This window comes from Pontibacter mucosus, assembly GCF_003054055.1.
GTDB lineage: Bacteria > Bacteroidota > Bacteroidia > Cytophagales > Hymenobacteraceae > Pontibacter > Pontibacter mucosus.
Window position 1 is genome coordinate 141,345 of sequence record NZ_QBKI01000002.1, and the last position, 14,648, is coordinate 155,992.

Genomic DNA, 14,648 nt, shown 5'->3' on the forward strand with positions numbered 1-14,648 from the left:
CCCCTCTCCTCCTTTCTCTCCCTACCAAGAATGTCATGTACTGACCCCATTTATATAATTTTTATAAAAAATTCAATTTTTCAAGGCTAAACTTCATACATCCAATTCTTTTATAATTTTTTTATTTAATTGATAATCAGTATATTAATAATATTTTACAAGTACATCGTTAGATATGAGGGTTTTTAGTGTCTAATACATATAGACCAATCAATAAAATCCCCAAACATGATAAAACAATCAAATTATTCTGACATTCAGAATAATCGCTCTTCTATTGTCAAAACGAAGGAAATATTAAAATGTAAAGATTATGAGAACTTGAATAATGAACACGCAATGATTATTGCAGAGTCTTTAAGGCTATTCTGTGAGATAATTGCAGACACGTACTTTTTAACTGGTAAAATTTAAATTCAATAAATGTAACGCATGAAGAAGAAAGACCTTTTTACGAACAAAAGACAGAAGAAAAACTCTCAAAAGAAAGAGACTAACAATGTAGTGATATACACTCGTGTAAGTACGAAGGAGCAATATAATAACAATGCCAGCTTAGGAACTCAAAAGAAAGTATGTGAGGAATTTGCTAAGAAGAATGGTTACAATGTAGTTAAGCTCTTCGGTGACACATACGAAAGTGCGAAAACTGATAAGGGACGTAAGCAGTTTCAGGCAATGTTAGATTACATTAAGAAGCATAAGAAGGACATACATGGTGTAATTGTCTATGATTATTCAAGGTTCTCAAGGTCAGAAGAGAATCTTATGCTTGTCTATGAGTTGAAGCAGTTGGGCATTGAAGTTCTTTCTGCAACCCAACATATTGATACAAAATCATCAACGGGTAAGCTTTCAAGAGCTTTACAGTTAATGCTGGCGAACTTTGATAATGAACAGAAAAGCGAGCGCACGAAGGCAGGTATTGTCGAGAAGTTAAAACAAGGGATATGGCCAACTAAGCTACCAATTGGTTATACCAAAAACAGAGATAAGAAGTCAGTAGAAATCACCAAGGAAGGTGAGTTGATAAAAGAAGCATTTGTATTAATCGCCTCAGGAGATACTATTACATCAATCAAAAATAAGATGGATAGGAAAGGTTTTAGGCGTGATATTAGAAGGTGGAGTGATATTTTGAATAATCCTTTCTACTGTGGATTAATTGTCCACAGATTATTAGATTATGAACCAATTAAAGGTGTTCATCCACCGCTTATTTCTGTAGACCTGTGGGAGAAGGTAAAGCGAGTAAGAGCAAACAAAGAGATAATTCAGTCTTATATCAATGCTGCACCATTCTATCCATTGAAAGGTTTTATAAGCTGTGCATGTGGTCGAAAGTTCACAGGATATCAAGCTAAGAAGAGAACTAAACCCAATGGAAAGTTTTTTTACTATAAATGTAACAATCCAAGCTGTTACACCAATGTATCCACCAAAATAGCAGAACAAGAGTTTATTAGCTTTCTCTCTAAACTATCAATCAACAAGAGTCTGCATGGAGTGTTCAAAAAACAACTTAAGGCTACTTATTTAGACTATCAAAAAGAATCAATCCTTAAAAAGAGAAAGCTTGAAGTAGCTATAAAAGATTATGATGATAAAAAGAGGTTACTTACAGATAAATGGCTTTATGAAGGTCTCGACAAAGAGATTTATGAGGAACATAGATTGCTCTTAGAAGAAGGGAAGGCAGCAGTTGTTCATGAATATAATCTTCTTGAAGTTGAGTTATCGAACCCTGAAGAATTCATCAATTTTGCAGTTTATGTTTCTGCAAATCTTCATGATTTGTGGAAAGAGGCAGAGATTAGTATCAAGAAGAGACTTCAAGAATTGGTGTTTCCTCAGGGTGTTTCGTATGTTAAAGAAATTAAGAGTTATCGAACCCCTGAAATAAATATAATATTTGATATAAACACCTCAGGTTCAATGAGTAGTACACATAAAAAAAGCGGTGGAATCAGCAATTTTGCTAATCCCACCGCTTCTGTACCTTGGGCCGGAGTCGAACCGGCACGAGTGTTACCTCATTGGTGTTTGAGACCAACGCGTCTACCGATTCCGCCACCAAGGCATCTCCTTTCTGTCAGGAACGGGATGCAAACTTAGATAATGTTTCCTGAATACGCAATAAATATTTTTTCTTCAGGTAGTAAGTTTTCACCTCCTGCAGGGCCTCGTCTTTGGTGATGCCGTGCAACTCGGGGTAGCGCTGCAGCACCGGTAAAATGTCGTTGTCGAGCTGCGCCACCAGTCCGGCGGTTTTCTCGCCAATCTCGTGCAGCTTGTCGGCGTCAAAGTTGAACTCCAGTTCCATCAGCTCCTCGTTAATGTCCATCATTTCCATCAGGAAATCACCCGGAAGCTCGTTTTTGCCGCCTTCTTCCAGCAGCCCGTGCTCTTTGAGGATGTACTGCATGCGCAGGTCCGGGTCGGAGAGGGTGCGGTAGGCGTTGGTGTTCTGGGTGCTCAGCTGCAGAATCTCCTGCTGCTTTTCCTGCGGTTCGTTGGCGAAGAAATCCGGATGGTACTCGCGGCTCAGCTTGTAGTAAATATTCTTCAGCGCCTTTTCGTCAAGTATAAAGCTCTCAGGTATATCGTAAAACTCGAAGTAGTTTTGCATCGATCAATTATCAATTAACATTTATCAGCCAATCCAACTAAGGCAGCCATACTTTGCAAAGGTACAGCAAAATAGCACGCTTTGTTTTGATTCGTTGCTACTGGCACCAGGTTTACATGCCGGAAATACCCTTTGCCAAAGTATAGAACCTGCGCCGCAATCTCCTTAAAGCCTGTTGCGCAGGTTCTATACTTGTGGTTCAAGGGGGATGAACCCACCCCTAACCCCTCCCCAGAGGGGAATTACACTTTAAGATAAGTCCCCCTTTGAAGGGGGTAGGGGGATGACAATCGTTCCCAGAACCATCTCTTTAGAGTGGCAGGTTTATATCACCCTTCAAACTACCGGAAAGCTACTGCAGCAGCGCGATGCCTTCCTGGTTGCCTTGCTGTGTGGCCAAGTCCAGGGCGGTGAGGCCGCGCTGGTCTTTTATACTTTTGTCGGCGCCGTGGTTTACCAGCACCTTCATCACATCGTTGCGGCCGAACATGCTGGCAAACATCAGGGCAGTACCGCCGTTGCCGTTCCGCAGGTTCACGTCAGCGCCCTTGCTAAGGAGCAGTTCCGCGATTGCCGGATAGCCTTTAAAAGCGGCGCCCATCAAGGCAGTGTTGCCCGAGGCATCCTGCTGGTTGATGTTGGCACCGGCCTCCAGCAATACTGTCACGGCCTCCTGATGGCCTCCATACACGGCAATAATCAGCGGGCTGAAGCCTCTTTGGTCGGTGGCGTTGATGTCGGCGTTGTTTTGCAGGTGCTGTTTGATGGCGGCTACGTCACCGGCTCTGGCTGCCGAAATCAGGTTGTCGGGCTGCGCAAAAACCAGGGCAGGTATAAACAGGAACAGGATGTTTAAAATAAATGATTTCATGGTTGGCTATACTTTGTTGTTAATGTTGATTTGATGTTAGAAGTATAAAATCAGGCGGTCAGGCCCAGGTAAGTATGCTTTTCGGTTTCGATTTTTGCCGTGCCGGCGGCAGCCAATACCAGGTCGTGCAGGCACTCTATCCAAAGCGGGCTGCTGTTCAGGCTTTCTACCAGGTGCCAGGTCTCCCCGCCGTGCTCCTCAAAAAGCTCCCGGTACTCGCGGCCAACCTCCACTGTTGTTTCCAGGCAGTCGGCTATGAACGATGGCGCAAAGGCCAGTACCTTTTTCACCCCGCGTTTTGCCAGTTGCTCCACCACGTCTTCGGTGTAAGGCTTAATCCAGGGCGCGTTCCCCAGCCTCGACTGGAAAGCCACCGTGTAATCTGCAGGGGCAATGCCTAATTGTTCGGCCAACAGGCGGCTGGTTTCGTAGCACTGGGCGCGGTAGCAATGCTGGTTCAGGCTATTGTACGCCTGGGTGCAGTTGGCGGCGTGGCAATTGGCCACATGGTCGTTCTTGTGCAGCTGTCGCTCGGGCAGTCCGTGGTAGGTGAATACCACGTGGTCATACTCTTCCTGGGCTAACTGGCGTCTGCCGTTTTCGGCAAAGGCCTCCAGAAACTTGGGATGGCTCAGAAAGTTCTGCACCGTGTGCAGCTCCGGCGCTACCTGCCAGTTGCCCACCACCTCCGCCACCTGCTGCAGCGCAGAGCCGGTGGTTGCCGAGGCATACTGCGGGTAAAGCGGAATCACAACCAGTTTTGTGATGCCCTGCTGTTTAAACTCAGCCAGCACATCGGGTATGGACGGGCTTTGGTAGCGCATCCCCAGCTTTACCACATACTTGTGCCCAAGCGATTCCTGCAGTTGCTGTGCCACCTCGTAGCCGTATACTTTCAGCGGCGAGCCCTGAGGCGTCCAGAGCTCCTGGTATACTTTAGCCGACTTGGGCGCGCGGGTAGGGGCGATGATGAGGTTCACCAGCAGCCAGCGGTTCAGGTAAGGGATATCCATCACGCGCGCGTCCATCAGGAACTCGCGCAGGTACTTGCGCACATCGGTCACGGCCGGGCTGTCGGGGGTGCCCTGGTTGATGAGCAGCACGCCGGTTTTTCCTAAATTATACATGGGGAGTCTCCTCGGTTAGGGGTATGTTAAAAAGTGTGTGGATGGAGGCTAGAAGTTGTAGCCTATCTTCGCCTGTTGTTGCCCTTAGCGCGCCTGCCGGACGGCGTATCAGCCGGTCCAGCGCGGCCTTGGTGGCTGCCTTTACAGCTGCTGTATCAGCTGATACCTGATGCCTTTCGAGCTCGGAAGTGAGCACGTCTGCAAAAAAGCTTTTTAAGTCGCTGATGGTTTTGGCCACGGGCTGGTCCTGCAGCCACCCGGAAAACTGCTCAGTCTCCTCTGCAATGATTGCCTCCACCTCCGCAATGGCTGCCTGTCGTGTGGCCAGCACGGCCTGCGTGCGGCTGTTGAGTTGGTCGATGTTAACGAGCGTGGTATGGGCCAGCTGCCCGGCAGCCGGGGCTATACTTTGCGGCACCGATAAATCCAGCAGCACGCGTTTTGCTTTGGCCGTGCCGAATTGCTCCGGCTGCAGCTGTTTCCCGCCGCCCACACAACTCACCACTACATCAAAATTGCTTAGCTCTTTAAGGTAGTGCTGGTAAGGAATGTGCCGCACGTTTAGCTCCTGTGCAAGCTTGGCTGCTTTGGCGTCGGTGCGGTTGGTCAGGGTGATGGCTGTAAAACCAAACGAGGCGGTATAGCGGGCAATGTCGGTGCCCATTTGGCCGGTGCCGATTATCAGCATGCGCTTGGCGGAGAAGTCTTTTCTAGTGTAAAAATCCGTGAGGCGCTCCAGGGCAGCGTAGCCCACCGAGGCGGCTCCTGCCCGGAAATCGGTTTCGTTGTGTACGCGTTTGTGCGTCCGGAAGAGCGTTTGCAGCGCCTGGTGCAGCAGCGGGCTTCCTACCTTCAGGTCGTTGGTCAGCTTGTAGCTGTCCTTAAACTGCGTGATGATCTGCCTGTCGCCGATAGCCTGCGAGCGCAGGCCCATGCCCACCTCCAGCAGGTAATGCAGGGTGCTCTCGCTGTGGGTGTAGTGTGTAAAGCGTTGGGCAAAGGCTGCCGTGTCTTTTATACTTTTAAAACGCAGCAGTTTTTCCTGTATCATGCCGGGCGTGGCATGGCTTGTCTCATAATATACCTCGGTGCGGTTGCAGGTAGTTACTACCATCGCACCTGCTACCAGCTGTTCTGCCCGAAGCTCCAGCATAAAAGCCGCCGCCTCTTCTCTGCTCAGCTGTAGCGCCTGCCGCCATTCCAGCGTGGCCGTTTGGTGCGAGATAGAAATAAGCTGAAGAGCGCTCATATCGATTAAAAAAGTATAAATGTTGGTCGGGCAAGTATGGGTTAGGGAGAGGGTTGTAAGGGCGGGCCAGGCTCACGCCCGACCCGCTATACTTTTTACTTTTGGGAAATCAGTCCTAAAACTTCGGCTTTGTTCAGTTTCAGGGCCTTTATCAGGCGGTTGCCGTAGTCAGCGTCGGCCTGGTAGAAATAGCTCACCATTTTGTTCACTATCTCCTTGTTCTGGATTTGGCTGAAGTCACCGGCTAGGTTGCTGATCAGGTGCTTTTTGTCAGCCTCGGAAAGGGAGCGGTACAGTTCACCGGGCTGTGCAAAGTTGTTCTCCTTTGAAATCACGCGCTGCATGGTTTCCGCATCAATTTTGCTCACCGAGTACTCATACTTTTTGGTATCGGTATCCTTCCTGGTCACGCTTGGCTCGTAGTTGATGTTAGAGTTTTTGCCGCGGTTGCTGAAGGCGCCGTTCTGGTTGTTGCTGTTTACCTCCACCTTCGGAGCGTTTACATCGATGCGCTGGAAGTTGGTGCCCAGGCGGTAACGCTGCGTATCGAAGTAAGAGAACACGCGGCCCTGCAGCAATTTGTCTTCTGATGGCTCGATGCCAGGCACCAGCGTGCCCGGAGAGAAAGCTGCCTGCTCTACCTCTTCGAAGAAGTTGCCCGGCACGCGGTTCAGCGTCATTTTACCAATCTTCATACTTGGCGCGATAGCCTCAGGCCAGATTTTGGTGGGGTCCAGCGGGTTGAAGTCGAACTTGTCCAGATCCCCGGGCTTCAGCATCTGCACCGAAAGCTCCCAGCTAGGGAAGTTGCCTTTGTTGATCTGCTCGTAGAGGTCGGTGGTGGCGTGTGTGTGGTCTTTGGCTTGTACGGCAGAGGCCTCGGCGGCCGTCAGGCTTTTCACGCCCTGCAGCGATTTCCAGTTATACTTCACGTAGGTTAACTCGCCCTGTGCGTTTACCCATTTAAAGGCGTGTACCCCAAAACCATCCATCTGGCGGTAGTTGGCAGGCGTGCCCAGGTTGGTGTACAGGTAGGTTACCATGTTAGTGGCCTCCGGCTGGTGCGACAAAAAGTCGAACACGCGGCCCTGGTCCTGCTTGTTGTAGATAGGCGATGGCTTAAAGGAGTGCACCATGTCCGGGAATTTCATGGCGTCGCGGATGAAGAACACCGGCAGGTTGTTGCCCACTAAGTCGTAGTTGCCCTGGTCGGTGTAGAATTTAACGGCAAAGCCGCGCGGGTCGCGAAGCGTTTCAGGGGAGCCCTGCTCATGCACTACCGTGGAGAAGCGCACGAAAACCGGTGTTTTTTTGCCTTTGGTGTTGAACAGCGAAGCCTGCGTATACTTTGAGAAGTCGCCGTAGCTTTCAAATTCCCCATGCGCACCGGCACCGCGGGCGTGCACCACGCGCTCAGGGATGCGCTCCCGGTCAAACGCAGCCAGTTTCTCAATCAGGTGAACGTCTTCCAGCAGTACCGGGCCGTTCTCACCGGCTGTTTTAGAGCTTTGGTTGTTGCCAACAGGAGCACCCGTGTTGGTGGTTAAGGGCTTCTGCTGCGCAAAAGTCATGTGCCCTGACGCCAAAAGAGTGACTCCTAGTAAAAGTACTTTTTTTAACATGTCTGTGATGTGTATTGGTTATTAACACCACAAAATTGCCCGGCTCGAAGTTATAACTCAAATCAATTAAGTTGATTCGCTGATAGCTAAAAATTATATGGTTCTGCAGCTATTTAAATCTCAGCTTCTTGTAAGTATGGAGAGGGGGAGAAAAAGGGAGAAGATTTTTGCTGGCTGCGCGATAGGGAGCTAAGTATAAGCTACCGGAAGGGCCTAAAAAGAAGCGCCTGCAGCAGGAAGCCGCAGGCGCTCGGTAGCTCATTTATACTTGTGTTTATACTTGCCTGTACGACCAAGCCTCGGGTTTGTCGGCAAAAAGGGTTTTGGTGGCCGGCCATACTTGCCCGAACAACTCCGAGCCGCGGTAGATATTCAGGTGCTCCTCGGAGTCCCAGAGGCTGTAGGTGCTGTATACGTTGGGCTGGTGCAAATCCTGCAGCAGTTCCACGTGCTGGCAGCCTTCAAAAGCGCGTATCCTGTCTTTCGAGTTACGGAAGATTTCCAGAAACTCCTCCGTTTTCTCCGGCTTAAACGTCATCCGGACAATGCGAATCAGCATAGTTATTCGTTTATAGTTACTCGTTATTCGATAGTATGGCATACAAGCCTTACCACATAACCGGTCAAATATAATACGAACAACTAATAACTAATAACGAGCAACGAACTCAACTTCCCGGATAAAAGCGCACGTCCACCTGCGAGTCGAAGCCGAGGCCGAGGAGCTCAGCGGCGTGGCCCTTATTGATGCCGATGCAGAGTAGTCCCTGGCTGTTGTAGGTGCAGCAGCAGTCGCCGTCGTCTACCTGGTTGTAGTTGGGGTAAATGCGCCCGATGGCTTCGCGGCCGAAGTGAATGGTGAAAGTACGGCCATGCGCAATCGTCTCGATGCTGTCGCGGGTGATGTCGGTGATGAGGTTGCCGTAGCGGTCTACGTGGATGACGTGGCCGGTGATGGCGTGGTCGCCGAGGCGCAGCTGGCGGTTAAACAATTGCCGGATGTTGTTGGTGCGGTCGCCGAGCACGTCCAAATCGCCGCCCTTGGCCAGAAACACGGCGGCGGGCGCCAGCAGGTCCTTTTCCGGGGAAGGCGTATAGGGGATGTCAGTTTTAAGCTCCACCACCACCTCGGGCTGCCCGTCTGTCAGTAGCGAGAGCAACCCGTTGTCGGCGAGCAGAAAATAGTGGCCTTTATACTTTGTAGCATGATATTTGCCCCTTTTACAACCGTGCGTGTCTACAGCTAGTATATGCACAGTACCTTCCGGAAAGTCCCGGAACACGGCCCCGAAAACATACTCGGCATGAGCGATGTTGTAGGGCTCTATGGCGTGCGTGATGTCCACCACCTGCACCTGCGGGTCCAGCGAAAGGATTTTGGCCTTAACGGCGGCCACATAGTGGTCCCGATACCCAAAATCCGACAGAAACGTAATTACAGCCATACTACGAACTATAATTTGAGTAGATTTGTATTAATAATACTGATTTTATTTAAATTAAAGAAAATATTCTTAACCTGCTATATACGAGGGTAAACATTTGGTAGAGAAAGTAATAACCTTAGAGAATATCTCTCTCATTGATTTCCTGGGCACAGAGAACCAGAACATCAAACAGCTTGCCGCGGCATTTCCGAGCAGCAAGATCATTTCGAGAGGTAACGAGATCAAGATCCAGGGGCAGACGCCTGAGATAACCAAAATCCACGAAATCCTGTCTTCGCTGATAGACCATTATCATAAGTTTGGGAAGATTACGCATAACAGCGTAAATAGATACCTCGGCACAGATTCCCTGACCGAGGAGGAGGTGATTGTTACCTCTTCTGACGTGATTGTGTACGGCAGCAAGGGCGGCGTGATAAAGGCCAAAACCCCTAACCAGCAGAAGCTGGTGGACGCGGTGGAGAAAAACGACCTGGTGTTTGCGCTGGGCCCCGCCGGTACGGGTAAAACCTATATCTCGGTGGCCCTGGCAGTGCGCGCACTCAAGAACAAGGAGGTCAAGAAGATCATCATCTCCAGACCGGTGGTAGAGGCGGGCGAGAGCCTGGGCTTCCTGCCGGGCGACATGAAGGACAAGGTAGACCCCTACCTGCGCCCCATTTATGACGCCCTGGAGGACATGATCCCCGTGGAAAAGCTGAAGTATTACCAGGAAAACAAAATCATTGAAATAGCGCCGCTGGCCTACATGCGTGGCCGCACGCTGAACAATGCCTTTGTGCTGCTGGACGAGGCCCAGAATACCACACCGGCCCAGATGAAGATGTTCCTGACCCGTATGGGCCCCAATGCTAAGCTGATGGTAAACGGTGACTGGTCGCAGATAGACCTGCCGCGCAACCAGCGCTCCGGCCTGATGGAGGCGCTCAACATCCTGCGCGGTGTGAAGGGCATCGGTTTTGTGGAGATGACGGCCGAGGACGTGGTGCGCCACCGTCTGGTACGCGATATCGTGAACGCTTACACTAAGCTGGACGAAGAGCGACGCGCCGCCCGCGAGGAGGCTAAAGCCGCTGAGTCCGGAGAGCCTGTAAAAGTGAACGGACGCGCCAGAAAACAGCGCGTAGAAGAATAGGCTGCAGCTTTGAACTATCTGTAGCCCGGAATTGATTTATACTTTCGAAGCATAACTTTGGAGACGCAACTTGTTGCGTCTCTGCTTTTTTATACTTTATCCCCATGATTGAGGTAAGACGCGCCACCACAGCGCAGGACCAGCAGGAGGCCTTTGGCATACGCGAGAAAGTTTTTGTGCAGGAGCAGCAGGTGCCCCGCGAGGCCGAATATGATGCCCACGAGCCCACTGCCAGCCACTACCTGGCCACCTTTAACGGGGTGCCCTGCGGAGCGGCCCGCTGGCGCAAAACTGAGGCCGGCGTAAAACTAGAGCGCTTTGCCGTGTTGCCCGAGTTCCGCAACAAAAGTATAGGCGGCGAGGTGTTAAGGCTCGTGCTGCAGGATGTGCAAACCGAGCAACCGGGCCAGAAGATATACCTGCACGCCCAGCTGCCGGCGGTAAACTTTTACAAGCGCCATGGCTTTGTAACAGAAGGGGATATGTTCACCGAATGCGACATCCAACACTACAAGATGTATTATAAGGGCTGATGCTGCGCTGGGCTTCCTACCCGTTTGTGCGCATCACGCTTGGTTTTATAGCGGGTATCCTCCTTTATTTTTCCTTCGGGGAGCAACTGGGCCATGGGCTCTGGATGCTTGCCCTCTCCTTTCTTGCCTTTATACTTGCGGCCATACTTGGCAGAAAGTATAAAACTGCCTTTGCTACAGATGTGGCAGGTATGGCTGGGGTGCTAACCTTCGTGGCGTTAGGCTATTCGGCCACGCACGTAAACATCGAACTCAACCAGCCGCAGCACATCGCACACCTGCCAGCTGAGCCAAGCCACTACAAAGGCGTGGTGTCGGACTGTGTGCTGCAGAAACCCGGCTACCAGCGCACGGTGCTGGAGGTAGAGCAGGTACGGGTGAATGGCAAATGGCAGGCTGCCACAGGCAAAGTGCAGATCTCGGTGCCCCACGACTCGGAGCGGGCGTATGAAGTAAGCTATGGCGATGTGTTGCTGGTGCGGGGAGCGCCGCAGGAGGTAGCCCCGCCACTGAACCCTGGCCAGTTTAATTACAAAGCTTTCCTGGCAAACAAGAACATCCACCATCAGCATTACCTGCGCCCGCTGCAGTACCAGAAGGTTTCTTCCAGCCCACCCAATCCTATACTTTATTACAGCATCCTGTTGCGCCGGCAGATGGACAACATCCTGCGTGAAGGGGTGGGGGAGAAGCGGGAGTATGCCATCTCCTCGGCCCTTATACTTGGCGTGAAGGATGAGCTGGATAATAGTATCCGGCAAGCTTACGCCGACACGGGTACCATGCACGTGCTGGCGGTGTCGGGGCTGCACGTGGGGCTAGTTTATGGGGTACTGATGTTCTTGCTGGCCCGAATCGGGTCTACGGACAGGCAGCGTTGGGTAGGAGCTATACTTATGCTGGGCGTACTCTGGCTGTATGCCTTTATCACCGGCCTATCGCCGTCGGTCATGCGGGCAGTGCTTATGTTTAGCCTGGTTACAGTAGGCATAGCGTTGCGGCGGAGAACAGTAATCTATAACACGATTGCCTTTGCGGCATTGGTGCTGCTGTACATTAACCCCTTCAATTTGCTGGAGGTGGGGTTTCAGCTCTCTTTTCTGGCAGTGCTGGGGATTGTGTACCTGCAACCAAGGCTGAGCAAAGTATGGGAAACGTCTAACCGGGCGCTGAACTGGCTGTGGCTTTCGCTAACGGTATCGGTGGCGGCGCAAGTGGCTACTACGCCGCTTAGCTTATACTATTTTCACCAGTTTCCGGTATACTTCTGGGTGGCCAATATTCTGGTGGTGCCGGCGGCAACTCTTGTGCTTTGGTCGGGGATGGCGGCGCTGGCTCTAAGCTGGGTTCCCGGACTTGGCTGGCTGCTGTTTCAGGTGCACTTCTGGCTGATTTGGGCGATGAACGCGTTCAACCTGTGGGTGCAGCGCTGGCCACAGGCTATTATTACCGGGGTTGATATCAATGCGTGGCAAGCGTGGTTACTATACTTGCTGCTATTCGTGCTCATACTTTTCCTGGCTCTGAAGAAACTGCGCTACCTAAGTATAGCGGTGGGGCTGGTAGGCGTACTTTCAGTGCAGCAAATTTGGAAAGAGATGCAGCAAAGACAGCAGCGGCAACTGGTGGTGTATAGTGTGCGCAACGGTACGAGCGTCGGGCTGGTACAAGGGCAGCAGGCCATGCTGGTAGCGGACACGGCTTTTCTGCAAAGCCAGCAGAACTATACTTTCAACGTGCAGCCGCACCTTTGGCAGTCAGGTGTAGCAGCGCCTACGCAGGTGGCCCTTGCCTCTCCCGTTGCCCCCACTGTGCTGTTGCCCGACAGTAACCAGCTACTGGTGTGGCAGGGGCAACGCTGGCTTATACTTTCCAAACCGCCTAAACTCCAGCCTAAGCCAGGCTTTGCTGTGGATTACGTGCTACTCCGCCAGAACGTGCGGGTAAAGCCGGAGCGCCTGCAGCAGTACACGTTCAGCAAACTTATACTTGACGGCTCCAACGCACCCTGGTACCGCCAGCGGCTGCACCAGCAGCTAGACACCCTCGGCATCCCTTACCATGATGTAGCTGAATCCGGGGCGTTTGTGCTGGAGTTGTAGGGGCTATTAGGTTTATGCAGCGCTTGGTCCAACCACCCCTGGCCCCTCAGAGCTACGCTCGCTACCTTCGAACTCCCGTTCTCGGTAGTCTAAGGAGGGGAGTCTGTTGTTACTTTGCCTGAAGTATGAGTTTCATAGTTGCTGTTCTCGCGCGGACAGGTCGCGACCTGTCCCTACATAAACCCACCCCTAGCCCCTCCCAAGGCGAGGAGGGAATTATCAGCAGGCGATTACACCCCTGTTGAGCTGTGCTCGCAAGTTTCGAACTCACGTTCTAACTTGTCCTCAAGGGGACAGTTTATACTTGTTGCATAGCAAAGGCAGCGGCTATCGATGCTGTTCCCAGCCTTTGGGTTGAGCGCCTTGTAGATTTCCGGTCCCCGTTAAGGGCAGCCCGAGGCACGAGGGCAGGAAATGTACACAGCGCGATACCCGAAGGCGAGGCCTCCCGGCCTTGAGGGCAGAAAGCTAGAAATACAACGATTGGTAAGTGGGGCTGGAGGAGGAACGGCAGCTAGCAAGGATAGCTTGGTTCAAGTTGCGAGAAGCAGTGGCTAGGAAAGTATAGCCCAAGTATAAAAAGACACGAGCTGCAAGCTCACGCCAGCGGGGGAAGTAGAAGTATAGCTTTTCTAGCCAGTCGCGTTGCAAACTCGCGCCAGATAGAGATCTAGAAAGTATCTCAAAATCAGGTCACCGATTAACTCACCAGAAGCGTCAAGCTAAAATGAGAAGGAAGGGCTCTAAAAGCAAAAAGCTCCATCCATACAGATAGAGCTTTGGAAAAGTGCGCACGGGGAGATTCGAACTCCCACACCCGAAGGCACCACCCCCTCAAGATGGCGTGTCTACCGATTTCACCACGTGCGCTGGTAAAAGGTGGATGCAAAAGTATAAACCTGCTCCGACAATTGCAAAAGCAAGCTTCTAAAAAATGTGCTTTTTATGCTTTAAAGCTAAAGTTCTGCGCCGAAAGAACCTTATTTAGTTGCATCAGTGTTAGCAAATAGAAGCATTCCTCTTGCTTTTGAAAGTATAAAATTTTCGTGATAAAATGTCTGGTTAGTTGGGCGGTTACAGAGAATGTTTATACCTTTAAGGCTTGTGCTGTAGGTGGATAGCACGCTTTTACTCTTAAGGCTTTACATCGTTAAAAGAATATATGAGTATAGAAATATCGGGATTGTCGAAAAGGTTTGGCAAGAAACAGGTGCTGCAGGAGCTGGACCTGACAATAGAAAGCGGGCAGATCTACTGCCTGCTGGGAAAAAACGGTGTAGGCAAAAGTACTTTCCTCAACTGCCTTCTCGACCTGGTGCAGCCCGATAGCGGCAGCATCACCCTGTTCGGCAAAGACTACCACCGGCATCAACTGGAGGTGAAGCAGAACCTGGGTGCGCTTTGCGAAGACAACCCGCTTATAGAGGAGTTCACGGGCATGGAATACCTCGGCTTCGTGGCCAGGCTGTACAAGCTGCCGGCTGCAGAGGCAGAGGAGCGCATCAAAAGCCTGGTGAACTATTTCTTTACGGATAAAGAGTCGTTGCACAAGAATGTGGCCGGCTACTCTACAGGCATGAAGAAGAAGGTGGGCATTGCCGCCGCCATGCTGCACAAGCCGCAGGTGCTTATCCTCGATGAGCCCTTTACCGGACTTGACCCGATAGCGGCCCAGCTGCTGGTGCAGCTTATCCGCAGCTACCGCAACAGCAACCGCGTTATACTTATCTCGTCGCACGACCTGAATTATGTGGAGAAGATTGCCACGCACATCGGGGTGCTGAACGACGGGCAGCTGATGTACAACGGCTCGGTGCAGGAGTTCACCATGAACGGGGCCAGCCTGATAGACCAGGCGCTGTTCCAGCTGCTGTTGCCGCACCACAACACCGAAACCAACCTGGACTGGATGCTTACCTAGTTTAGTTAAAA

11 protein-coding genes, 2 tRNA genes and 1 pseudogene are annotated in these 14,648 nt (G+C 51.1%); 5 read left to right on the top strand and 9 right to left on the bottom strand.

The window, feature by feature from the left end; all coding sequences use genetic code 11:
- Nucleotides 1-432: 432 nt before the first annotated feature.
- Nucleotides 433-1,248, top strand: a pseudogene (locus C8N40_RS23400) (recombinase family protein); the annotation flags it as partial.
- 748 nt (nucleotides 1,249-1,996) lie between these two features.
- Here C8N40_RS23400 and C8N40_RS04255 read toward each other — a convergent pair.
- The 8 genes from C8N40_RS04255 to C8N40_RS04290 all read right to left on the bottom strand — a co-directional run bounded on the left by C8N40_RS04255 (nucleotide 1,997) and on the right by C8N40_RS04290 (nucleotide 8,943).
- Nucleotides 1,997-2,080, bottom strand: a tRNA-Leu gene (locus C8N40_RS04255).
- 12 nt (nucleotides 2,081-2,092) lie between these two features.
- Nucleotides 2,093-2,629 carry a Fe-S protein assembly co-chaperone HscB gene (hscB, locus tag C8N40_RS04260; protein WP_108210555.1) on the bottom strand — a complete coding sequence of 179 codons (537 nt, stop codon included), beginning with the start codon at nucleotides 2,627-2,629 and terminating at the stop codon, nucleotides 2,093-2,095.
- A 352-nt stretch (nucleotides 2,630-2,981) separates the two neighbouring features.
- Nucleotides 2,982-3,500: an ankyrin repeat domain-containing protein gene (locus tag C8N40_RS04265; RefSeq protein ID WP_108210556.1), complete on the bottom strand. Its 519-nt coding sequence runs from the start codon at nucleotides 3,498-3,500 to the stop codon at nucleotides 2,982-2,984.
- Between the two features lie 50 nt (nucleotides 3,501-3,550).
- Nucleotides 3,551-4,627: a ferrochelatase gene (gene hemH / locus C8N40_RS04270; RefSeq protein ID WP_108210557.1), complete on the bottom strand. Its 1,077-nt coding sequence runs from the start codon at nucleotides 4,625-4,627 to the stop codon at nucleotides 3,551-3,553.
- Entirely contained in the window at nucleotides 4,620-5,876 is a 1,257-nt protein-coding gene (gene hemA, locus C8N40_RS04275; RefSeq protein WP_108210558.1) for a glutamyl-tRNA reductase, read from the bottom strand. Before hemA ends, hemH begins: the two co-directional genes overlap by 8 nt.
- A 95-nt stretch (nucleotides 5,877-5,971) precedes the next feature.
- Nucleotides 5,972-7,447: a catalase gene (locus C8N40_RS04280; protein ID WP_211318041.1), complete on the bottom strand. Its 1,476-nt coding sequence runs from the start codon at nucleotides 7,445-7,447 to the stop codon at nucleotides 5,972-5,974.
- Nucleotides 7,448-7,772: 325 nt separating this feature from the next.
- Nucleotides 7,773-8,057 carry a putative quinol monooxygenase gene (locus C8N40_RS04285; protein ID WP_108210560.1) on the bottom strand — a complete coding sequence of 95 codons (285 nt, stop codon included), beginning with the start codon at nucleotides 8,055-8,057 and terminating at the stop codon, nucleotides 7,773-7,775.
- Nucleotides 8,058-8,166: 109 nt separating this feature from the next.
- Nucleotides 8,167-8,943: an SAM hydrolase/SAM-dependent halogenase family protein gene (locus tag C8N40_RS04290; RefSeq protein ID WP_108210561.1), complete on the bottom strand. Its 777-nt coding sequence runs from the start codon at nucleotides 8,941-8,943 to the stop codon at nucleotides 8,167-8,169.
- Nucleotides 8,944-9,040: 97 nt separating this feature from the next.
- Between C8N40_RS04290 and C8N40_RS04295 the strand changes: the two genes are divergently transcribed.
- The 3 genes from C8N40_RS04295 (at nucleotide 9,041) to C8N40_RS04305 (ending at nucleotide 12,716) form a co-directional block, all read left to right on the top strand.
- Complete coding sequence (locus tag C8N40_RS04295) at nucleotides 9,041-10,081, top strand: PhoH family protein (RefSeq protein WP_108210562.1); 1,041 nt, start codon at nucleotides 9,041-9,043, stop codon at nucleotides 10,079-10,081.
- Between the two features lie 104 nt (nucleotides 10,082-10,185).
- On the top strand, nucleotides 10,186-10,614 hold the full coding sequence (locus C8N40_RS04300; protein WP_108210563.1) for a GNAT family N-acetyltransferase: 429 nt from the start codon (nucleotides 10,186-10,188) through the stop codon (nucleotides 10,612-10,614).
- A complete protein-coding gene (locus tag C8N40_RS04305; protein WP_108210564.1) occupies nucleotides 10,614-12,716 on the top strand; it encodes a ComEC/Rec2 family competence protein in 2,103 nt (700 codons plus the stop codon). Before C8N40_RS04300 ends, C8N40_RS04305 begins: the two co-directional genes overlap by 1 nt.
- Before the next feature lie 788 nt (nucleotides 12,717-13,504).
- Here the strand turns inward: C8N40_RS04305 and C8N40_RS04310 are convergent.
- A tRNA-Leu gene (locus tag C8N40_RS04310) sits at nucleotides 13,505-13,586 on the bottom strand.
- A gap of 292 nt (nucleotides 13,587-13,878) precedes the next feature.
- Here C8N40_RS04310 and C8N40_RS04315 point away from each other — a divergent pair.
- Complete coding sequence (locus C8N40_RS04315; RefSeq protein ID WP_108210565.1) at nucleotides 13,879-14,637, top strand: ABC transporter ATP-binding protein; 759 nt, start codon at nucleotides 13,879-13,881, stop codon at nucleotides 14,635-14,637.
- Nucleotides 14,638-14,648 lie beyond the last annotated feature (11 nt).